This is a genomic window from Clostridiales bacterium, assembly GCA_017569285.1.
GTDB lineage: Bacteria > Bacillota > Clostridia > Christensenellales > Aristaeellaceae > Aristaeella.
This window is the reverse complement of sequence record CP069419.1, coordinates 2,360,019-2,381,545: the sequence shown is the minus strand read 5'-3', so window position 1 is coordinate 2,381,545 and position 21,527 is coordinate 2,360,019. Positions and strand designations below refer to the sequence as shown.

The following is a 21,527-nucleotide window of genomic DNA, read 5'->3' as shown; positions in this document are numbered from 1 at the left end:
TGAAAGGATGGAATGAATTGATGAGCCGCCTGAGCAGCAGTTATTATCTCCCGTCGAAGCGCGGGAAGGAAGAGGACCGTCTTTCGATTCTCTTCCGGAAGACCGTGGGACCGGCCATGTGCGCCCTGGGCCTTTTCTGCGTCCTGATCGTCGCGGAATTCTGCCCGGACCTCACGTCGGGTACGCGCTTCCCGGGCATGGTCCTGGCCGGCATCATGGCCGGGATCGCCGGGCTGTTGTTCTTCCTTCGCGCCGTGCTGCGCAGGTTTTTCTCCAAGTGAGCAGATCCGGCAGCCTGCCGGGGCAGGGATCGGGCGAAAGCCCTGGAGGGGTCCCTGCCTCTTTTTATACCCGGCCTGTCCGCCGAGAAAGGATGATGGTTTCCAGATGCGCCGCCCCAACGGGTTTTACTGGCTGAGAAGCGTCGAGCGCAAGGATGGGCAGCGGATTTACCGCTTCTATCGGGTCGGGGACCTGCTGGTGTGGGTATTCTCACTGATGTTCGCGCTGCTGGTCCTGGGCTTCTTCCCCGGGGTTTTCGCGGGCACGCGGTTCCCGGTCATCCTCTTCGGGGTGATCACAGGCGCTTTTGCCGTGCTGCTGTTCCTCATCCGCCGGATCATCAAAGGGATCCGCGCCCGGCGGGAAACGGAAAATATGGGAAGGAAGGATGACTGAAACTGCCGGGTTTTGCAACCGTGCTGATTCCCATTGCGGCCATGGGCGCAGCTGCCGCCCTGCTGTGCTGGCTCCGCCACCTGATCCGGATGAACCGGACTTCGGAAAATCGGTAAAGCACAGCCCGCCGCGGGAGGCAGATAGCCCTGCCTCCCCTTTTTTATGCCGGATTTTGATATTTTTGTAAAAATGCCGGTATATTTTTGCTGTTTTAATACGTCTATTATATAAAGGGGATTTTGAACCCGGAGGAACCCCGGCGTTTACGCGGGGCGCGGAATGGAGGCCGCGCCGCGGCCGCAGGCGCTGAAGACGTCCTGAAAGGAGAATAACCCGATGAAACATGAAAACAAACGGAACATGAAAGATATCCCAATCAATAAGATCCTATGCCGGCTCCTGGCCGCCGCCGCGGCGCTGGCGCTGCTGCTGGCGGTCATTCCAGGCTTCGGTGAGGGAGCCGAAACCGCCGGCGCGCCGGAACAGGCTGCTCCGTCCGCCGCCCCGGCGGAATCTCTCCTGTCGTCGGAAGCCATCCGGTCTCACTTCTGGCGTGTGCCTGATGAGGAGAAAGGAATCGTGGACGACCTGGTCCCGCTGAATCTCAGCTGTGAGGACAATGGAATCCGGCTGGAAATCATTGCCGGCGCTGTAAAGGAGCAGCAGGCCCTGTTTGTTTATTCCCTGCAGGACCTGGAGGGAAAAATCGATGTTGATTTCGTTTTCCCGATTGTGGATTTTTCCTGCGCTCCTGTCAGAAGTCACGGCACCTATACCTTCCTGCATCACAGCGAAACAGATCCAAAGGTCACTTATATCGCCTTTCTTCAGTTTGACGCTCCGGCTGAACTCCCTGAAAAGATTACAGCCAGCATGTCTTCCCTGCAGGTCGAGCACACGTCCGACCTGTTTATCCAGGGAATGCTGGAAAAATACGGCAGCCGCTCAGATCTTGTGGATGTCCCGGAGATTCTGAAACGGTACCCGAAGAATGATGATCCTGAAAACCCGGAATACTACACCACAGAGGATTACCGGAACGCGGGCGTCAAGGTCCTGGATTACAAAAACCCGCTCTCTGTCCGTCTTCACAAAAACCTCGAACTGAGCGGCATCGCTGTGGCGGACGGGAAGCTGCACGTCCAGGTCCACTACCTGGAAAATGCCCACCGTTCCTGGCCAACTGCCCTCCATTCAATCAGCAGCGTATGGGTGAACTGCGGGTTTAACGGGAATTATATGGACTGGGGGTCCTGGAAAAATTCAGTCTCATGGGCTGTCGACAGGAATGAATATCTCCCGGATTATCAGGAATTCATTTTCCCCTGGAATCCGAAGGAGGGAGACCGGCCGGTAATCCGGGTGCAGATCACCGAAATCGCGAAAGAGATTTTCGGCAACTGGAATATTGGCATCCCGCTGGCGGATGTATGGAAGGGATCTGTCACGCCGGCCGAAGCCGCGGCCTCCGCAGCTAAAGCCGCCCCGGCGGCCGATCCGGCCCCGTATGACTGGCAGGATGAACTCAAAGCCCGCCTCCGCGGCGAACCGGCCGAAATCCGGGATCTTGTGGATAAGCTTGTGCCCCTTCACAGTGTCTGTGAAAGAGAAGGCATCCGGTTCGAACTGATCTCCGCGGCCATCAATGAAACCGCCGGCCTGGCCGTCTATTCAATGGAAGACCCGGAAGGCAGCCGGATCAATGACCTTTCCTACCCGATCGTGAATGTCCTTTCCCCGATTGATGATGGACAGACCATATTCCCGCTGCATTATGACGAAGCTGCCGGGAAAGCCTGTTTCGCCACACATTTTAAGGCAGACGGCAAAAAAGCCCTGGACACCGGCTCCGCCTTCCGGCTGGAGGCACCTTACCTCAATGTATGCCGCCGCACCGGGCAGTCCATCCTGGGCCTGCTGCAGAAATACGGCAGCCGGGCGAAGCTGGTGGAAGTTCCGGAGATTCAGGAACGGTATGTCAAAAGCGACGGCCCCGAAGGCACTGAGTTTTATACCACCGAAGACCTGCGGAAGGCGGGCGTCAGGGTCCTGGACTACCAGGATCCCCTCTCCGTCCGCCTGCACAAAAATCTCGAGCTGAGCGGCATCGGCGTCGTCGGCGGACAGCTCCACGTCCAGGTCCATTATATTGACAATGAGCATTTCAAAGCAGACGGTTCCCGGCGCTGTCCCCGTATCGAGGTTGTAGACGTGTGCCGAACGGTCAACGGCAGGGACGACTGCATACACAGCTGGAACAGCGACATCATATGGAATAGCAATAAGGGAAACTGGGCGGACTTCCAGGAGTTCATCATTCCCTGGGACGAGCTGGCCGGATACCGCCTGGGCATCAAGGTTTACATCACCGAACTGGTGGATGTGGTCAACGGGAACTGGACCGCTGAGGTTCCGGTACAGGATATCTGGGTGGGAGAAAGCGGGCCCGCCGGGGCATAAACCGCTTCTCCCGTGGAGAGCCGGGAGGCAGGGAACGGGCTTCGGCCCTGGAGGAGTTCCCTGCCTCCCATTTTCTCTGTTTTGAGATAACGGGAAACAAATAACCCGGCCGGTTTACTTTTCTTCCTTCTGCTTCGTCTATCCCTGTGAAGGAGGCGAACCGGAATTGGAGGCAACAGGAATGGAGACGTCCATCACCATGACCGGGGAATCCGACCGCACGGAAGCGGTCAACCGGATGGTCATCCAGTATGAAAAGGAAATGCTGAAGCTCTGCTATGTGTACCTGCGGGATATCCACCTGGCGCAGGAGGCGCTGCAGGAGAGCTTCCTTAAGGCATATACCCGGTACCACACTTACCGCGGGGAATCTTCCGAAAAAACATGGCTGACCCATATCGTGGTCAACACCTGCAAAGACTTCCGCCGGTCCGCCTGGTTCCGGCGCCGCGGCTCGGAACTGTGCGCGGACCAGATTCCGGACGCTGTTCCGCCGCCGGATGAGGCCCATATGGACCTGATGAACGCGGTCATGAAACTGCCGGTGAAAAACCGGGAGGTGATCCTGCTGAAATACCAGCAGGGCATGAACAACGAAGAGATTGCCGGGGTGCTTGGCCTGACGCCGATGGCGGTGTCCAAACGGATGCGCCAGGCATATGCCCGGCTGCGGGATGTACTGGAAGGAGATGACCCGAATGACCAATGATGAAAAGCGGGACCGGAAACTGCGCGAAACCTTCGAGCAGTGCCTGTCCGGAATCGATACCCTGCCCTCCCAACGGGCGGAAATCACCAGAAAGCTGTCGGAAGCCCCCGCACACACCGGGCGGATCGCTTTCCGCGCCATCGCCCTCCCGGCAGCGCTGACTCTGCTGCTGTGTGCCGGCATCGGGGTGTTTTCCGGCCTGCAGGGCTCGCAGCCCTATCCGGATCCGCTCAAAACAGACGCCACCCTGGTGGCCGAAAAGCCGCTGCCGACGGACTTCGTCCCGCTGGCCCAGCCGGAAGGCGAAGGCGGAACCGATACCGTCGTGCTCGAAGGAAACAGCGTCACCTGGGATCAGTGGGGCGCGGTCGTGCCCACCGTGGAGCCTGTACCCGAGGCAAATGTCCAGGCGGTCTGGTTTTTCAGCCGGTGGCGGGATCACAAGTGGGCGGAGCTGCTGGAAATGTGCTCCCAGGAATGGCGGGACCGGCAGCCGGACCCGGCCGCCTCGCTGGCGGACCTCACCGGATTCATGACCCCCGATACGCTCGAATTTGACGCAATCACCGGCATCAAAGAAACTGAGGACGCCGGGTATGTCATGAACGTTACGGTCAGTGACATAGAGAAACCCGAAACACAATACATGATCAGCCTGAACGTAAAGAAGGAAAACGGCGGCCTCTGGTATATCAATCCGGATTCCCTGAAGGATTATACTGTCCTGGCTTCGCGGCACCTTCCGGAAACCGCGGAAGAGGAGATCCCGGAGGAAGAGCGGCTCATGCAGGCCCTCGTGCAGGCGGATCCGGTCCTGGCTGCGTCCCTGGTACCGATTGGCTTATCCTGTGAATCTTCCGGTATAAAGCTGGAGATCATCTCCGCCGCATTGTCGAAAGAGGGTGCCCTGGTCGTATACTCGCTGGAGGATCTGGAAGGCAGCCGGCTGACCGGGGATCCCAACCTGGAATTCCCGATACTGTCCCTCGGCCCGTCATATGACGAAAGCTCGTGGAGTACGTACCTGCCTTACAGATATGTGGACCCGGCAGCAAACAAGGTCATCCTTGCAGCATGTACCAGTTTCCTTGAACCGGCAGATCTCACGGATTTTGATCGGATGGCTGCCCTTTCCATGATAAACCTGCGTACCCTGCATGAATTGGAAATCGACCTGATCCCGCTGCTGCGGGAATACGGCGGCCAGCCCCGGGCGCTGACGAGTCCGCCGATCGTGACAAACGGCCACATCCACCGCGTCCCCTGGGACACGCGGTTTACCGATTCACAGATCCGGGACCTGGGCGTCAAAGTCCTGGATCCCGCCAGTTCCCGGGAAATCCCCCTGAGCGATTATGTAATCCTGTCCGGTATTGACCTGGATAAGGACGGAATCCTGCACGTGCAGCTGCGTTATCCAAAGAGTTATGGCTATACTTATCCGACCATCCAATCCGCTTCCGGCATCATCCAGGAGGAAGATTTCATTCAGCCGGACCGGCCTTCCCATCTTTACTGGGACGGAAACAGCCGGGTCCCCGGGCCCTGGTTGGAAGTGCAGCTGAAGCTGAACGGCGAAATCCGGGATGACGCGTCGCTGATCATGACAGCAGACTGTTTTTCAACAGCCGTTTCCGGCACCTGGAGCATTGAGATCCCGACTGAACAGATCTGGGTCAGCACCGGGGAGATCGCGGAAGCGGCGGAAACCCCTGCTGCGGAACCGGAAGAGACCGCTGAAGCCAAAATCATCCCCTACGCGAACACCCGGCTGCTGAAGTGCATCCAGCTGTGGCGTGCGGAAAACTGGCAGGGGCTGCTGGACTTGTGCGTCCCGGCCTGGAAGGAACAGGCCGCTGATTCGCTGGAAACCCTGAAAACCCTCTTCCCGTTCGGCAATCCGGAGATCGTTGATTCAACACCCCTGAAGTCCGGTGAAACGGAATACACCGCCGACTGCATCCTCCGCAGCCGTTCGGCCCGGGAAACCTGGTACCATGCAGCCGTTTCCATGCGGAAGGAAGCCGACGGCCTCTGGTACCTGGACCCGGAAAGCCTGCGGGACTGCAAAGCGATGACTGCGGAAGAAATCCTGAAATTCCGGATGGCGCGGGCGGAAAGCCGAAGGGACTATTATTTCCCTTCTGCCGATGCCGGTACCGTAACCAGTTCGGATCCTATGTCCTTCATTAAAAGCAATCATCCTTCGCTGGTAGATTCCCTGGTTCCGCTTGGCCTCACCTGCGAATCGGACGGTATCCGCCTGGAAATCATATCTGCCGCCATTCAGAAAGAAGGATCCCTGATCCTCTATTCGCTGAAGGACCTGACGGGAGACCGCGTGGGCCGGCATGAGGAATATGCTCCCTGGCTGCATATCAGCGGTGTCGATTATCCTATGGACGGCTGGTCGGTTTCGTACCTGGAACAGGATGCTGAAGAGCACTACGCCAGCTACGCGATGTATATCCCGGGTGATCAACTGTATAACATCGAAGGAAACCTGAATTGCAGCCTGAGCAGGGACCTGCTGTTCTACAAGGAGAAAGAAGTCGACCTGCTGCCGCTGCTCCGGAAGTATGAGGACCGAACCTGGAAACTGGTGGATCTGCCGGAGAATGCAATACCGTTCCCGGATTATCCTGAATATAGGAAGTATGCAAAAGAGATGGACATCAAGGTGCTCGACAGTACCGATTCGCTGGATATTCCGATTGCCGAAAACGTAACGCTGGACGGAATCGGTTATCCTGAAGACGGCCGGCTGCACATCCGGATGCATGTGATCAACAACGGCAAGCTGGCGGACAGCAGCGGCTATGAATACCGTCCGATCTTCAACGTTTCCGCCTGGAGACCGTTTGAAGAATATAATCCTTCAGAAGAGGTATCCGTTATCGAATGGGCCACCGATGAAGACGGAGCAGAAAGCTGGGTCGAATATGCCTACCGGTGCACGCGTGAATCCCTCAACAAGGAGGGACTGAAAGCAGCTGTCTATATCACCAGCAGTTTCGCGCACGGTCCCTGGAAGATCGAAATCCAGGCGGACAGCTTGCGGAAATAAAAAAAACCATTTCCCTGCCCCGCGGCCGGCGCCGCGGGGCGCCTTCCGTTCCCGGGGACCGGAAATTTGAATAAAATTTCAAAATCGTATATGATTCGGTTTACTTCTTCTTCCAGATTGCGTCTAATCCGGGTGAAAGGAGTGAGAAAGGACTTTGGAGGCAGCAATGACAGCACCGATTACGGATACCCGCACAGAGCAGGTCAGCCGGATGGTGGTCCAGTATGAGAAGGATATGCTGATGCTGTGCTTTGTCTACCTGCGCAATATGGACCTCGCGCAGGAAGCACTGCAGGAAAGCTTTCTCAAGGCCTATACCCGCTTTGATACCTTCCGCGGGGCGTCTTCCGAAAAGACGTGGCTGACACGGATCGTCATCAACACCTGCAAGGATATCCGCCGGGCGGCATGGTTCAGGCACCGGAGCCTGGAGATCTCCGCGGAACTGCCTGGCGCCGTCCTGCCCCCCGATGAAACCCACATTGACCTGATGGACGCAATCCTGAAACTGCCGCTGCAAAGCCGCGAGGTCATCCTGCTGAAGTATGACCAGGGGCTGAACAACGAGGAAATCGCCGGCCTGCTCGGCCTGACACCAATGGCGGTTTCCAAGCGGATGCGGAAGGCCTACAGCCTGATGCGGAATATCCTGGAAGGAGGAGAAAAAAACCATGAGTGAAAACAAACAGGATCAGCTGATCCGTGAAACCTTTGAGCAATACCGTGCCGGAATCGGCTCCATGCCCTCCCAAAGGGCGCAGATCCTCCATAAGCTGGATGAAAAGCCTGCCCGCAGCTACCGGCCTTACTACCGGCTCGCCGCGGTCGCCGCGGCGCTGGTGCTGCTGCTGGGTATTGGCGTTCCGGTCCTGTCCGGAAACGGCTTCCTGGCCGGCCATCCGGACCAGGTCCGCACCACCGGGGACCTGGCCGCCGTCCAGCCCGAACCTACCGGTTTTGTCCCCCTGGCCCAGCCGGAAGGAACGCCGGAAACAGCGGTGCAGCCTGAACCGGAAGTAAGCCTGAATTACCACACCTGGATTGATTCCATGGATCGGGATCTCATGGACGCCCTGGTTCCGGTGAACCTCAGCTATGAAAAATCCGGAATCCGCCTGGATGTGCTCCAGGGCGCAGTCACGGAAACCGAAGCCCTGCTGGTGTATTCCGTTGAGGACCTCGAAGGCGGCCGGATCAATGAACGCACCTATAATCCGGTGTACCCGGACATCGGCAGCTTTGACAGCTATGAAAACGTCCTGGCCGAATATGATGAAGCCGGTAACCGGTGCACTTACGGCATCCACGTCCGGTATAAGGACCTGGCACACTGCCTGGACGGTCCTGTTTTCCCGCTGAACATGTCGTACCTGGATGTGACCGAATCCAAAACCGCTGTCATGCAGGTAAATCCGGACAGCAGTGAATCCCCTGCCCTCGTGGCCATGCCGGAGCAGGCGGACTGGTACGCTGAAAACACCGAAAAGCCGGACCTTAAGGTAATGGATTATTCCAGCCCGCAGGACGTCCCGCTGGGCACCCATGTCCGGGTCAGCCAGGCCGGGGTGGTAGACGGACAGTTCCGCGTGCAGTTCCGCTATGTGGACACCGCGCCTGTTCCGCTCAATGGAAACTCGGAATACGCTCCGTTCGTGGATGTGGCTGTATCCCTCGAAAACCAGCCCGGATATGACCAGCATTACCGGTGGGACGCAGACGGCGACGGAGATACGGATTTTGAGGAATTCGTGTTCACCCTCAACGGCAAGCCGGCCGGGGCCCTGGAATACCGGGTGGACCTCACCGAAACCGCACAGGTGCTGAATGCCGGCTGGAAAGTCGAGATTCCCCTGACGTGTATATGGACGGGTGAAGCGTCTTATTCGGAAATCTCGCGCAGGATTGAAAAGGAGAATATCCCCGATTATGTAAAGGAAAACTATCCCCAGTTCAACGACTGCCTGGTCCCGGTCGACCTCAGCTTTGAGGACCAGGGAATCCGGATGGATATCATCTGCGGCGCAGTCACAGAAAAGGAAGCCCTGTTTGTGTATTCCGTTGAGGACCTGGAAGGCGCCCGGATCATGGAAAGTGTGTCCGCCCGTCCGGTTCCCGATTCAGATCTCCCGGTGCGCGCAGCCTATACGCAGCTGGCATATGACGATCCGGTCGGCCGGTATACCGGTGTGGTCCATTACAGATATAATAACCTCTCCGAAATCAGCCGGAACGGTGAAATCGGGCTGGCCATCTGCGGCATCCAGAACCTTCACAGTGAAACCTGGCACCTGGAAAACCTGCTCCGGGAGTATGACGGCCATGCCGACCTGGTGGACCTGCCGGTGCTGCTCGAGTACAAGGTGAAAAACAATTTCGGCGGGAATATCCGGTATTACACCAACGAGGATTACCGGAAACTGGGCCTGAAGATCCTGGAAAGCGGTGAAGAGCTGGAGCACCTGGGCGACGGCATCCGCGTGAGCGCGATCGGCACGGCGGAAGGAATGCTCCATCTGCAGCTGAAATATATCGGTGAGAGTGATGAGTACGCATCCAGGACAGTCCAGGTGTCCTGCAATGAGTGCGGCACCGATGCGGACCTTCCCGCCTGGACCCGGCCGATGGCATGGGATACAAACAGCGACGGGATTGCGGACTTCGAGGAGTATGTTTTCCCCTGTGATCCGGAAGCCCTGGAAAATCTCCGGCTGGAAGTGACGGTCACAGAAGCCGATCCCGCAATTGAAGGGGAATGGATCGTCCAGGTTCCGCTGGCCCGGTTTCCTTTCCTGGATACCTGAGTCCCCCTGATACCTGTACAACCCCGGGAGGCAGGGAAATGAATTCCCCGCCTCCCTTTTTTCGTGCTTTTGGGTCCCCAAACGCTTGTTTTTCTTGACAATGCGGGCTCCCGCGATATAAAATACCCTGTTGTGTTTTCCGCCCGGTGGCGGAAGCGCCAGAAGACTTCAGGAGGATCCGTATGCTGCCAGCGAACGATACAGCCGAATTCCGCGCCATGCTCCATGAGCAGGTGGAAAAACGCCGCACCTTTGCGATCATTTCCCACCCCGACGCGGGTAAAACCACCCTGACCGAAAAGCTGCTCCTGTACGGCGGAGCGATCCGCAGCGCCGGCAGCGTCAAGGCCCGGAAAACGGACAAGCACGCGACCTCCGACTGGATGGAGATTGAAAAGCAGCGCGGCATCTCGGTCACGAGTTCCGCCATGCAGTTCATCTACGACGGGTACCGGATCAACATCCTGGATACCCCCGGCCACCAGGACTTCTCCGAGGATACCTACCGGGTGCTCGTCGCGGCGGACGCGGCGGTCATGCTGCTGGACGCGGCCAAGGGCGTGGAAGCCCAGACCATCAAGCTGTTCAAGGTCTGCCGTATGCGCAACATCCCGATTTTTACCTTTGTCAACAAGATGGACCGGGCCGCCAAGGATCCCTTCTCCCTGATGGAGGAGCTGGAGCAGGTGCTCGGCATCCGTTCCTGCCCCATCAACTGGCCCATCGGCGTGGATGGGGACTTCCAGGGCGTCTACCACCGGGATACGAAGATGGTGGAACTGTACACCGGCGGGGACCACGGCAAGAAAATGGTCGAAAAGACCGATATCGCCATCGATGATCCCGCGCTGGAAAAGGTGCTGGAGAAGCACTACCGCGACCGCCTGCAGGAGGAAATCGAGCTGCTGGACGAAGCCGGCGATGAGTTTGACCTGGAGAAGGTCCGCGCCGGGGAGCTGACACCCATGTTCTTCGGCTCCGCGGTCACCAACTTCGGCGTCGAGCCGTTCCTGGACCGCTTCCTTTCCTTCACGCCGCCGCCCCTGCCCCGGGAAAGCGACCAGGGCCTGATCACGCCCGAGGAGCCTTTCTTCTCCGGCTTCATCTTCAAGATCCAGGCCAACATGAACCCGGCGCACCGCGACCGCCTTGCCTTCATGCGCATTGTGTCCGGCGCCTTTGAAAAGGGTATGGAAGTATGGCACAGCGGCACCGGCAAGCCGGTGGCCCTGAAGCAGCCCCAGCAGTTTATGGCGGACGAGCGGGAAGCCGTGGAGGAGGCATGGGCAGGCGACATCATCGGCCTGTTCGACCCCGGGATATACCGCCTGGGCGACACCCTGTCCACCGGACCCAAGCTGCACTACGCCAACATCCCGGTGTTCGCGCCGGAATTCTTCAACCGCGTCCGCCCGCTGGACAGCATGAAGCGCAAGCAGTTCCAGAAGGGCATCAGCCAGCTGGCGGAGGAAGGCGCCATCCAGACCTTCATCCGCACCGAGACGGGCCGCGAAGAATTCATGGTCGGCGTCGTCGGTGTGCTGCAGTTTGAAGTGCTCGAGCACCGGCTGCGAACGGAGTACCAGACGGAAATCGTCATGGAAGGCATGCCCTTCCGGTATGTCCGCTGGGTCGTGAAGACGCCCAAGCCCGTGGAGGACCTGAAACTGACCTCCACATCCGGCCGGGCGAAGGACAGCCACGGCCGGGACGTGCTGCTCTTTGAAAACGAATGGAGCATCCGCCTCGCCTGCGAAAACAACGAAGGCCTGGAGCTGAAGGAAACCTCCGATAGGTAAAATACTGATTATTCAATAAGGGGAAAGAGTTCAATCATCAAAAAATGATTGTCCGAAGGTCCAGGGCGATCGGAAAGCCCTGGTCGTGCCCGCAGGCACGAAACCCCTGATAGGTAACCTGGATTTATAAGGAGAGATAAATCAATTTATGGTACGTGAAGATATCCGCAATATCGCCATCATCGCCCACGTCGACCACGGCAAGACCACCCTGGTCGACCAGATGCTCAAGCAGGGCGGCGTATACCGTGAAAACCAGCAGACCGTGGACCGCGTCATGGACTCCAATGACCTGGAGCGCGAGCGCGGCATCACCATCCTGAGCAAGAACACCGCGGTGCACTACAGCGGCCACAAGATCAACATCGTCGACACCCCCGGCCACGCCGACTTCGGCGGCGAGGTGGAGCGCGTGCTGAAAATGGTCGACGGCGTGCTGCTGCTGGTGGACAGCTTTGAAGGCCCCATGCCCCAGACCCGCTTCGTGCTGAAGAAGGCCCTGGAGCTGAAGCTGAAGGTGCTGATCGTCATCAACAAGGTGGACCGCCCGGACGCCCGCTGCGACGAAGTCGTCAATGAGATCCTGGACCTGCTCATCGACCTGGATGCCGATGAATCCACCATCGAGAATCCGATCCTCTACGTCTCCGCCCGCAAGGGAACCGCGACGCTGGACCTGGAGACCCCCGGCACCGACCTGCGCCCCCTGTTCGACGCGATCCTGAAGTACATCCCCGCCCCGGAAGGCGATGCGGAAGGCCCTGCCCAGGTGCTGATCTCCACCATCGACTACAGCGAGTATGTGGGCCGCATCGGCGTGGGCCGCATCGTGCGCGGCACCTTCACCGAAGGCATGAACGTCGTGCACACGAACCTGGAAACCGGCGTCACCAGCCCCGTATGGCGGCTGGGCGGCCTGTTCCAGTATGACGGCCTGAAGCGGGTGAACGCTTCCGAAGTCAAAATGGGCGATATCGTGGCCCTGTACGGCGCCGAGGATATCTCCATCGGCGATACGGTATGCGATCCTTCCTGCGTGGAAGGCCTGCCTTTCGTCAAGATTTCCGAGCCCACCGTCACCATGACGTTCTCCGTAAACGACAGCCCCTTCGCCGGCCGGGAAGGCCAGTACGTCACCAGCCGTCACCTGCGTGCCCGCCTCATGCGGGAGCTGCAGACGGACGTCTCCCTCCGGGTGAACGACACCCAGAGCACAGACTCCTTCGAGGTCTGCGGCCGCGGTGAACTGCACCTGTCCATCCTCATCGAGAACATGCGCCGCCAGGGCTACGAGTTCGCGGTCAGCAAGCCCCGCGTCATCTACAAGACGATCGACGGCATCAAGTGCGAGCCCGTCGAGCGCCTGATCGTCGATACGCCCCAGGCATCCGCCGGCGCCGTCATTGAAAAGATCGGCCGCCGCCGCGGCACGCTGGAGCACATGAGCGGTTCCGACCGCGTGCGCCTGGAGTTCCTGGTTCCCTCCCGCGGCCTGTTCGGCTACCGCAGTGAATTCATGACCGACACCCGGGGCGAAGGCATCATGTCCTCCGTGTTCGAGCGCTACGAGCCCGTGAAGGGCGATATCCCGCACCGCAACGCCGGCGCCCTCATCTGCTTTGAAACCGGCGTCACCACCAGCTACGGCCTGTTCTACTCCCAGGAGCGCGGCACCCTGTTCATCGGGGCCGGCGAGAACGTCTACATGGGACAGATCTGCGGCCAGAATGCCCGCCCGGGCGACCTGGTGGTCAACGTCTGCAAGCAGAAGCACGTCACCAACATGCGCAACGCCTCCGCTTCGGAAGACGCCATGCGCCTGATCTCCGTGCACCCGCTGACGCTGGAGGAATGCCTGGAGTTCATCGATGACGATGAGCTGCTGGAAATCACTCCCCAGAACCTGCGCATGCGCAAGCGCCAGCTGGACCACTCCCTCCGCGCCAAGGCCCGGAGCAAGGGTGAAGAGATCGTGTAACCTGCCTGCCCAAAAGGGAATCGGCTGAATCAGCCGGTTCCCTTTTTTCGTTCCTCCGGAATCTCTTTTCCCTGTTTTCTATGCCATGATCTGTTCTGATTCATCAGTAGTATATCCATGGGCCGGTTCCGGATATACATTTCGGAAAACGTTTCAGAAACTGGGCTTCGCAGATTTATATTGCGTCAAATATAAATATCTGCTATGATGGTTCATATCATAACAGCATAACTGAAAGGAGCTGACCCTCAATGAAAAAAACCATCGCACTGACACTTTCCATTGTCCTCGTCCTTGCTTCCCTTTCATGCTTTGCCCAGGCCGAAGAGGGGCCGAAGTTTGTCACCATTCAGGAATGGATGGATGCCAAGGGAGAATGCGGCGACTGCATGCTGCTGCTGAAAGTCATCCAGGTGCTCAATCCCGTGGTTGCCCTGGCAGCAGATGAAACCGGAACGGTCAACCTTTTCTCAGGAGCCAATGATCCCGAATCCTTCGTTGCCTTCTTCGATGAGGAAAAAGGGATGCTGGACGGCTATATCCTGGTGATTGCAAACCCGAAATACAACCCGTATGAAGGCACCATTGAAATGGCAAACTGGACCCTGCTGCGGATTCTCCCGAACCTGGAAGCGGAATAAGCCGCATACCGTCATCGGGCGGTCTGGGTCCGGAAATCACAGCAGGTAGAGCAAACAGGGAGCGGATCAATCCGCTCCCTGTTTGTTATATTATTCCGCCATTATTCCCCGAACAGTTCCGCCGTCCGTTCCATCCGGCCTGCCACCTTCACGCCGAAGGGGCAGCGGCTCTCACAGCCGCGGCAGCCGACGCATTCGCCCGCGTGGTGTTCCAGGGAAAGGTAGTGCTGCTTCAGGGATTCCGGCACCTCCGGCTGCATCACCGCCAGGTCGTACAGCTTGTTCACCATGGCGATGTCGATATCCATCGGGCAGGGCTTGCAGTGGCCGCAGTAGGTGCATTCCCCGCCCGCGAACGTATGCTTCGGGGCGTTCGCCAGCACGCTCGCGTAGTCCTTTTCGCTGTCATCCGCGGTCTCATAGGCTACAGCGGCGTCCACCTGGTCCGGCGTATCGTATCCGCACAGGACAGAAGCGACGCCCGGTTTGGTCAGCGCGTAGTGGATGCACTGCACCGGCGTCAGCGCCGTGCCGAAGGGCGACCGCGCCGCGTCAAACAGGCGCCCGCCCGCATACGGCTTCATGCAGGTGATCCCGACGTCCTGCTGCTCGCAGACTTTGTACATTTCCACCCGCACCGGGTCAACCCCGCTGAGGTCGTCCGCATAGCGTCCGGCGAAGTAATCTTCAATGTCATCCGTCGGCGGCATCAGGTCAAAAGCCGGGTTGACGCTGAAGAGGATCATCTCCACCAGTCCGCTTTCCGCGGCCTTCCGGGCGATCACCGGGTTATGGGTGGACAGGCCGATGTGCCGGATGGTTCCCTTCGCTTTCAGCTCCGTCACATAATCCAGGTAGAGACCCGGACGGGAAACCAGCTCCCAGTCGCTTTCCTGGTCCACATAATGGATCATGCCCAGGTCGATATAATCCGTTTTCAGCCGGGCCAGCAGGTCCTCAAAGGCAATCCGGCACTGTTCCACATCCCGGGTGCGGGTGTACTGCCCGTTCTGGTAGGTAGAGCCAACATGCCCCTGGACGTACCACCCGGCCCGGTCTTCCGCGATCGCCTGCCCGATGATATCCCGGGATTTCGGGTCCGGCATCCAGCAGTCCACGATGTTGATCCCCTTGCTGTGGGCATACTTCATCAGGGCGACCGATTCGCTCTCCTCATGCCGTTCCAGCCATTCCCCGCCGAAGCCGATTTCACTCACCATCAGGCCGGTTTTTCCAAGGCGCCTGTACTGCATATTGTTTTTTCCTCCGGATCGTTTTTCTGCTTCAAGTATAGCCTTCTGCCGCCCGCCTGTCAAAGCAAACCGGATAAGGAAACCGGCCCGGGAATCTCTCCCGGGCCGGATCAGGTTCTGTTCCTTATTGGGCTTGTTCCGCCAGTGCGAAAAGGTCGGGGACGATGATTCCCTCCTGTATGCACTGTTCTTCGTTCCAGGCTGCCCAATCGGCATACAGCTCCCGGAATGTTTTGCCGAACACGGTTTCCAGGTGTTTCGGGTCGGCCGTCCAGCTGCCGAAGACCGTCTCTCTCCCATAGGTGTCCACGAGGTAGGCCATTATTCCCGCAGCCTCATAATAGGAAATCATATCCGGCGTCAGGCGGCCCTGGAGATCTTCCGTCCGCGTCATCCACTGGTTCCGGACGTCAAAATACCTTTCGCCGATAACGTATCCGCGCGTATAGAATATGCCCCACACCATGTAGGCCCGCCGGGGATCCACGCAGTTCTCCGTTTCGTCCCATATCGCTTCCCGCATTTCCGGCGGATCGAGTGTAAAATCCCTGCCCATGTTCACAGAACGTGCGAGGCGGTTTTTGCACACGTAATGCGTGACATAGTCGGCGACGCTTTCCGCCCAGTAATACGGCGGCGTCGCGGGATCCGCACAGTGCATGGTCAGGTAGTGCACATATTCATGCTGCAGCGCGGTGCACGCTTTTTCCCACCCATTGAACAGCCGGATTTCATTTCGGTTGCCGTCGTAATACGCCCATGCGATAAACGAAAGCTCCCCTTTGTTGCAGAAATCCGTGTAGATGTCAATCGGTGGGATCTCATCGAAAATATATCCTTCCAGTGCCGCCCGCGCGTCGGCGAAGTCGGCCTCCGCCAGGCCCATGACCGCGTACAGGCCTTCGTAGTAAGCATCCTCTCCCAGCAGTTCAATATCCGCTTTGGAGATATGCCATACCGCCGACGGCGTCCGGATCAGGTACGGATAGCTCACGGCATCCCGTGCGGTGTTTTCCTCCTTCACGTACCCGGCTTCTTCCGCGCCGGCAGTCAAAACCGCCGAAAGCAGCAGAACCGCCAGCAGCAATGAGATTATCCGTTTCATCCTGATGTCCTCCTTCTCCGTTCGTTTCTGTTTCTCCGGATCTTGTTCCGGTATATTACCGTTCCAGGATTTCCTTCAGGCAGTCCTTCAGCCGCTGTTCGCCTTCCGCTCCCAGCTGTTCATGGGAATAATCCAGGTATTCCCGGCTGATCCAGGTCCGGTAGATTTCCGCCATGTCCGGGGCCAGCGCCCCGATCAGGTACTCGTCAAAGCACAGCACCTGGTATTCGGAGACGTCATGGGATCCGTCCGCCATGAGGATATTCCGGTTCATCAGCGGGTCGGTGACCCCGTGGGTGCATTCATGCAGGTACTGCAGGAAGCAGCCGGCAATCTCCTCATCCTTTTCCGGGAAGGTCAGGTAAACCGTGATTCCGTCCGGCTGGAAAAAGGCCCGGCCGTTCTTCTGCAGGCTGTAGGAGAAGAGAACCTTCGCAGTGCCGGCGGCTTTGTCCAGGAACGGGGCAAAACGGGCCGCCAGGGCGCTGAACCGGTCGTATACCTTCTCCTTCCGTTCCGCCGATTCGGCGTGGTGCTGTTCCCACCATTTGTAGAACGGGCCGGATACCCGTTCGCAGATTTCCAGCAGCGGATCCACGAATCGGCTCATATCCTCTTCCGTCAGCTGTCCGCAGGATGCCAGCCCTTCCCGGAGATGCCGGATGTTGTCCGCTGCCAGCGGGAAAAAGTTGATGATATTCAGGCGGTCAAAATGTTCCTGGTAGTATTCCGTCAGCCGCTGGGGAACCTGCGGGGAAACGCCCAGCTCCCCCGCCATCTGCGCCACATATTCCGCGTCGTACACGTCCGCGGCGCAGTCCAGCGGCATGTGGGCAAGCAGGTAATAGAACAGATCCGCAAAGCGGTTATATCCAAAGTTGGTCTTCCGGGGTCCTGTTGTCGGGTCCATAGAAACTTATCCTTTCGATTTATCCGGTTTAATGATATCATATAGCCATACACAGCGTCAAAACAGGGCCAAAACGGCAAAATAGAACCGGTTAATCCACCGGGCCTTTTCTTATTGCGTTATTCAAACGCCGCGCTCCGCGCGTAATATACATCGTCCTGCATGTATACAATCATCCACTTGTCACTGTACTCCAGCCGGACAATGTTCGCAGGTTCGCCTTCATGGAGCACCGCAATCGGCTCACCGGTTTCCGACGGCCGGCGGTACAGGGGCGCTCCGTCCGGCGCGTTCTTCACAACGGCCTGCTTTGTCAGGTCCGCCAGGGAAAGCGGCATCTCTGCCAGGGAAAATTCCTCGATTCCGAATTCATGCGTCTTCCACGGCTGCACACCGATGGTCTCCCGGAAAGAGCCGCCGTAATAACTCAGTTCAAAGTCAAAATCCCGGAGGTAATTCATAATGATCGTCCGGTAGATCCGGCCGTCAGCCGTATCCTCTCCCGGCAGCTCCAGGTACCTGAAGTAAGAATTGTACGTGTCGCTGAGATCCAGCTCCAGCGTATATCTCCGATCCTGTCCGTCCGCGTAGTCAAACCAGATATACAGGGTTTTACTTTCACTGCTGATATTCTCATCCATGGAAAAATCATACATCCGGAAGCCGTCCCGGGAGACTGCCTTGTCGCTGGCCAGCTGGAATTTCCAGTCCTTGCCCTTCTTCCGCAGGATCACCAGGTGCGTTTCCCCGTCCTTTTCGGCCACGATGGGATAGATACTGACCCGGCGCAGGAACGTTTTGGAGGACGTGTTGGTTTCCGTCTCGCAGGGGCCGGGCTGGTACAGCGTCCAGCCCTTGTATCCGTTATTTTCCAGGATTTTGACCAGGGTTTTATTGGACAAAGGCGTACGCCGTTCTTCTTTTTCCACGGACGCATACGCGCAGGATACCAGCATGCAGAGCGCAAAAAGCAGGGCGCAGATCCTTTTCATGGTTGTTTTCCGTCCTTTCCCGTTATGTGTTCCCAGATATATAGACGAATCCGGGCGGCAGTTTGTTGCCGTTTTCCGGTAATATTCCCGGAAACAAAAACAGGAGAGCAGCTGTGATCCGCTCTCCCGTCATCTTCGGGTCGATTATTCTGCCGGAACCGCTTCGGTCTCTTCGGCCGGTTCAGCAGTTTCCGGTTCGGCCGCCAGGGCCGCCTCGTCAATCTTCCAGTCCTCGCCGGCTTCGGTCCATACGACCTCGGACTCGGCAACCCACTTCTCCTGCAGCGCGTCAAACGCCGCCTGGATCTTTTCGCTCTTCAGGTCCGCGCGCAGTTCTTCCTTCAGGGCATCGGTGAGTTCCACCGCGCCGCCGGGGATATCCCGCAGGTAGTGCAGGATGTGCACGCCGAACTGGCTCACGATGGGATCGCTGACGTCGCCGACCTTTTCCAGCGCCGCGGCGCCGGCGGTGAAGTTCTGCTCAAACATGATGCTGGAGGGATGCACCGCGTAGCCCTTCGTGCGGTTTTCTTCCGCCTGCATGCCCGGGTCCGTGCCGTACTCGAGGATCAGGTCCTCAAAGTTCGCGCCGGCTTCCAGCTTCGCGTTGATCTCATCCACCGTGTCCTTCACGCTGTCCAGGATCGCCTGCTTCGCCGCTTCCACCATTTCGGGGGTCACGGGTTCTTCCGGCTCGGCAGTGGGTTCCGGTTCCGCAGTGGGTTCCGCGTCTGTTGCTTCAACCGTTTCGGGGGCGACTTCTTCCTTGGGCTCGTTCTGCTCTTCCAGCTTCGCGGCCAGCTCCTGCCACTTGTCCAGCAGTTCCTGTTCCACCTTCAGCAGGATGTGGGTGATGCCCCGGTAGCCTTCCGGGAAATACTTGAAATCATATCCGTAGTACTGGCTGTAGAACTCGTAGGCCTGCACCAGCTCATCGCTCATCTGCTCGGGGGTCTTTTCCTCCCCTTCTTCCGGCTGGACCATCTGGTTCAGGAAGGTTTCATCCTCCGCCACGATGGTTTTGAAGTGATCCTCCACTTCCTGGTCGGTCACTTCGATGCCTTCCTCGGCGAGTTTCTGTCCGCGGTCGTAAACCGCGTTCAGGCGGGTATACATCATGGCCTCTTCCACGTAGCTCTCTTCGGTATATCCGTAGTTTTCCAGGATATACGCCAGCGTGTCGGCCTTCGCCGCCGCCTTTTCCTCATCGGTGGCATCGGCGCCCACGCCGTACTGGCTCTGCATGAAGTCCGCCACAATGCTCTCCCAGCCCGCGCGGGCTTCTTCCCGGCCGGCATTCAGTTCCTCTTCCGGAACGCTGTTACCCATCTCGTTCAGCTTCTGGGCCATGGCCACATAGCGAATCGCGTAATCCATCGCGTACTGCTGGATCATCACGGCATATTCTTCCGAGTCCTGGCCGGCCTGGTAGGTCAGGTAATCCTGCCATACCCGGTACTCCTCGCTGCTTTCCCGCAGCTCCTGGCCGTTCACGGTGACCAGTACGGGATCTTCAGCGCTGCCTTCCGCCAGCGCGGCCGCGGAGATCAGCATCATCAGGGCTGTCAGTACGGCAATTATCCGTTTCATCATCTTTGTTTCCTCCGGTTTTCAACTGGGAAGGCGCAGCCTTCCTGATGCAAGCATTATACATGATCTGAAACGGAAGTTCAACGAGCCGTTTGTAAACTTCCCGTGAATTCTGTCTTTATCGCCGGCCGGAAACGTGATATACTGAACAGGATGCAGATCAAACGCATGGGAGGAATAGCATGGCAGTTTATCATCGGATTATGCTCAAGCTCAGCGGTGAAGCGCTGAAGTCAGACCGTGACCTGTTTGATTTTGAAAAGGTAAACCGCACAGCCGGAATCATTAAGAAAATCCACGATATGGGCGTGGAAGTCGGCATCGTCATCGGCGCCGGCAATATCTGGCGCGGCCGCCAGGGCCCCGCGGCCAACATGGACGCCGTTACTGCGGACCAGATGGGCATGCTGGGCACCGTGATCAACTGCCTGTGCGTTGCGGACGCCCTCCGCCATGCCGGACTGGACGCCGTGGTCCAGAGCGCTGTGGACATGAACCGCTTCGCGGAGCCGTTCAACGCCATGGCTGCCCGCCGCCACCTGTCCGAGGGCCGCGTGGTCCTCTTCGCCTGCGGCACGGGCAATCCGTTCTTCTCCACTGACTCCGGCGTCGCCCTGCGCGCCGTGGAGATGGAAGTGGACGCCATCCTGATGGCCAAGAACATCGACGGCGTGTACACCGCCGACCCGATGAAGGATCCCACCGCCACCCTGATCAAGGATATCACCTACACCGAAGCCCTGAAGCGCGGCCTCAAGGTGATGGACGCCGCCGCCTTCGCCCTGTGTGCGGAGAACAAGGTGCCCATGCTGCGCGTGTTCGGCCTGGACGATCCCGACAACCTGATCCGCGTGCTCGAGGGCAGCGACATCGGTACCTTCGTCCATCCCTGATCCATCCCTTTCCGGTTATTTCATCCGCGATGCCCGATCATGCCATCGCGGATTCTCTTTATCATCTTCTTTTTACGTGAGGTGCCCCATGGAAAACCTGTTTGAAACCGCGCGCCTTTCCGTCCGGAAATTCCGGGACGAAGACGCCCGGAAGCTGTATGAAAACCACATGGACGACGAGGTCCGCCGCTGGTTCCCGAATGAGTGCTACGCCGACGAGGCGGAAGCCCTGGACGCCATCCGCTTCTACGCGGACTGCGTGGACAACGGCCGCCTGCCCTACGTCCTCGGCGTCGTGCTGAAGGAAACCGGGGAGCTGATCGGCGACACCGGCATCAGCGAGGTGGAAGGCCGGCCGGATGAAGCGGAAATCGGCTACTGCATCGGCCGCGAATACCGCGGCAAAGGATATGCCGCCGAGCTGGTGGAGGCGGCCACCCGGTTCATCGCCTCCCGCTTCGGCATCCGGGTGATGCACGGGCGTGTGGTTCACGGAAACGAAGCCTCCGCCCGGGTGCTGGAAAAGAACGGCTACCGTTTCGCCGAAGAGGAGTTCGGCGCGGAGGACGACCCGTACGGAAACGGGATGCTGGTGTACAAAAAGGAATGCTGAAAAGACGGACGACAGGAGTTCCTGCCGTCCGGTTTTTT

At 58.4% G+C, this 21,527-nt stretch carries 17 protein-coding genes; 12 read left to right on the top strand and 5 right to left on the bottom strand.

Annotated elements, in window-relative coordinates:
* The first annotated feature begins 20 nt into the window (after positions 1–20).
* The 10 genes from JNO48_10245 (at position 21) to JNO48_10200 (ending at position 14,133) form a co-directional block, all read left to right on the top strand.
* On the top strand, positions 21–281 hold the full coding sequence (locus tag JNO48_10245; protein ID QTE67575.1) for a hypothetical protein: 261 nt from the start codon (positions 21–23) through the stop codon (positions 279–281).
* A 106-nt stretch (positions 282–387) separates the two neighbouring features.
* On the top strand, positions 388–678 hold the full coding sequence (locus tag JNO48_10240; GenBank protein QTE67574.1) for a hypothetical protein: 291 nt from the start codon (positions 388–390) through the stop codon (positions 676–678).
* A 336-nt stretch (positions 679–1,014) separates the two neighbouring features.
* The gene (locus JNO48_10235) at positions 1,015–3,138 is read left to right on the top strand and encodes a hypothetical protein (protein QTE67573.1); all 2,124 of its coding nucleotides are present in this window, start codon (positions 1,015–1,017) and stop codon (positions 3,136–3,138) included.
* A gap of 181 nt (positions 3,139–3,319) precedes the next feature.
* Positions 3,320–3,847: a sigma-70 family RNA polymerase sigma factor gene (locus JNO48_10230; protein ID QTE67572.1), complete on the top strand. Its 528-nt coding sequence runs from the start codon at positions 3,320–3,322 to the stop codon at positions 3,845–3,847.
* On the top strand, positions 3,837–6,914 hold the full coding sequence (locus JNO48_10225; GenBank protein ID QTE67571.1) for a hypothetical protein: 3,078 nt from the start codon (positions 3,837–3,839) through the stop codon (positions 6,912–6,914). Before JNO48_10230 ends, JNO48_10225 begins: the two co-directional genes overlap by 11 nt.
* A 166-nt stretch (positions 6,915–7,080) precedes the next feature.
* Positions 7,081–7,593, top strand: a complete 513-nt coding sequence (locus tag JNO48_10220) for a sigma-70 family RNA polymerase sigma factor (protein ID QTE67570.1) — start codon at positions 7,081–7,083, stop codon at positions 7,591–7,593.
* Positions 7,586–9,715 carry a hypothetical protein gene (locus JNO48_10215; protein QTE67569.1) on the top strand — a complete coding sequence of 710 codons (2,130 nt, stop codon included), beginning with the start codon at positions 7,586–7,588 and terminating at the stop codon, positions 9,713–9,715. The genes JNO48_10220 and JNO48_10215 overlap by 8 nt, the downstream gene beginning before the upstream one ends.
* Before the next feature lie 218 nt (positions 9,716–9,933).
* Positions 9,934–11,514, top strand: a complete 1,581-nt coding sequence (locus JNO48_10210; GenBank protein ID QTE69744.1) for a peptide chain release factor 3 — start codon at positions 9,934–9,936, stop codon at positions 11,512–11,514.
* Positions 11,515–11,662: 148 nt separating this feature from the next.
* Complete coding sequence (typA, locus tag JNO48_10205) at positions 11,663–13,492, top strand: translational GTPase TypA (GenBank protein QTE67568.1); 1,830 nt, start codon at positions 11,663–11,665, stop codon at positions 13,490–13,492.
* 251 nt (positions 13,493–13,743) lie between these two features.
* Positions 13,744–14,133, top strand: a complete 390-nt coding sequence (locus tag JNO48_10200) for a hypothetical protein (GenBank protein ID QTE67567.1) — start codon at positions 13,744–13,746, stop codon at positions 14,131–14,133.
* Positions 14,134–14,234: 101 nt separating this feature from the next.
* On the opposite strand, the gene JNO48_10195 is transcribed toward JNO48_10200, so the two are convergent.
* The 5 genes from JNO48_10195 to JNO48_10175 form a co-directional block, all read right to left on the bottom strand.
* On the bottom strand, positions 14,235–15,386 hold the full coding sequence (locus tag JNO48_10195) for an aldo/keto reductase (protein ID QTE67566.1): 1,152 nt from the start codon (positions 15,384–15,386) through the stop codon (positions 14,235–14,237).
* A 124-nt stretch (positions 15,387–15,510) separates the two neighbouring features.
* Complete coding sequence (locus JNO48_10190) at positions 15,511–16,491, bottom strand: hypothetical protein (GenBank protein QTE67565.1); 981 nt, start codon at positions 16,489–16,491, stop codon at positions 15,511–15,513.
* Between the two features lie 55 nt (positions 16,492–16,546).
* Entirely contained in the window at positions 16,547–17,401 is an 855-nt protein-coding gene (locus JNO48_10185; protein QTE67564.1) for a hypothetical protein, read from the bottom strand.
* A gap of 119 nt (positions 17,402–17,520) precedes the next feature.
* The gene (locus JNO48_10180; GenBank protein ID QTE67563.1) at positions 17,521–18,393 is read right to left on the bottom strand and encodes a hypothetical protein; all 873 of its coding nucleotides are present in this window, start codon (positions 18,391–18,393) and stop codon (positions 17,521–17,523) included.
* Positions 18,394–18,537: 144 nt separating this feature from the next.
* Complete coding sequence (locus JNO48_10175) at positions 18,538–19,986, bottom strand: peptidylprolyl isomerase (protein ID QTE67562.1); 1,449 nt, start codon at positions 19,984–19,986, stop codon at positions 18,538–18,540.
* Positions 19,987–20,165: 179 nt separating this feature from the next.
* Here JNO48_10175 and JNO48_10170 point away from each other — a divergent pair, with 179 nt between their 5' ends.
* Positions 20,166–20,876: a UMP kinase gene (locus tag JNO48_10170; GenBank protein QTE67561.1), complete on the top strand. Its 711-nt coding sequence runs from the start codon at positions 20,166–20,168 to the stop codon at positions 20,874–20,876.
* Between the two features lie 88 nt (positions 20,877–20,964).
* Entirely contained in the window at positions 20,965–21,489 is a 525-nt protein-coding gene (locus JNO48_10165; protein QTE67560.1) for a GNAT family N-acetyltransferase, read from the top strand.
* The last annotated feature ends 38 nt before the right edge of the window (positions 21,490–21,527 follow it).

Bases quoted from the DNA above. Each gene is read 5' to 3' on its own strand.
- JNO48_10245 (QTE67575.1), top strand. From the start codon at position 21: ATGAGCCGCCTGAGCAGCAGTTATTATCTCCCGTCGAAGCGCGGGAAG.
- JNO48_10240 (QTE67574.1), top strand. From the start codon at position 388: ATGCGCCGCCCCAACGGGTTTTACTGGCTGAGAAGCGTCGAGCGCAAG.
- JNO48_10235 (QTE67573.1), top strand. From the start codon at position 1,015: ATGAAACATGAAAACAAACGGAACATGAAAGATATCCCAATCAATAAG.
- JNO48_10230 (QTE67572.1), top strand. From the start codon at position 3,320: ATGGAGACGTCCATCACCATGACCGGGGAATCCGACCGCACGGAAGCG.
- JNO48_10225 (QTE67571.1), top strand. From the start codon at position 3,837: ATGACCAATGATGAAAAGCGGGACCGGAAACTGCGCGAAACCTTCGAG.
- JNO48_10220 (QTE67570.1), top strand. From the start codon at position 7,081: ATGACAGCACCGATTACGGATACCCGCACAGAGCAGGTCAGCCGGATG.
- JNO48_10215 (QTE67569.1), top strand. From the start codon at position 7,586: ATGAGTGAAAACAAACAGGATCAGCTGATCCGTGAAACCTTTGAGCAA.
- JNO48_10210 (QTE69744.1), top strand. From the start codon at position 9,934: ATGCTCCATGAGCAGGTGGAAAAACGCCGCACCTTTGCGATCATTTCC.
- typA (QTE67568.1), top strand. From the start codon at position 11,663: ATGGTACGTGAAGATATCCGCAATATCGCCATCATCGCCCACGTCGAC.
- JNO48_10200 (QTE67567.1), top strand. From the start codon at position 13,744: ATGAAAAAAACCATCGCACTGACACTTTCCATTGTCCTCGTCCTTGCT.
- JNO48_10195 (QTE67566.1), bottom strand. From the start codon at position 15,386: ATGCAGTACAGGCGCCTTGGAAAAACCGGCCTGATGGTGAGTGAAATC.
- JNO48_10190 (QTE67565.1), bottom strand. From the start codon at position 16,491: ATGAAACGGATAATCTCATTGCTGCTGGCGGTTCTGCTGCTTTCGGCG.
- JNO48_10185 (QTE67564.1), bottom strand. From the start codon at position 17,401: ATGGACCCGACAACAGGACCCCGGAAGACCAACTTTGGATATAACCGC.
- JNO48_10180 (QTE67563.1), bottom strand. From the start codon at position 18,393: ATGAAAAGGATCTGCGCCCTGCTTTTTGCGCTCTGCATGCTGGTATCC.
- JNO48_10175 (QTE67562.1), bottom strand. From the start codon at position 19,986: ATGATGAAACGGATAATTGCCGTACTGACAGCCCTGATGATGCTGATC.
- JNO48_10170 (QTE67561.1), top strand. From the start codon at position 20,166: ATGGCAGTTTATCATCGGATTATGCTCAAGCTCAGCGGTGAAGCGCTG.
- JNO48_10165 (QTE67560.1), top strand. From the start codon at position 20,965: ATGGAAAACCTGTTTGAAACCGCGCGCCTTTCCGTCCGGAAATTCCGG.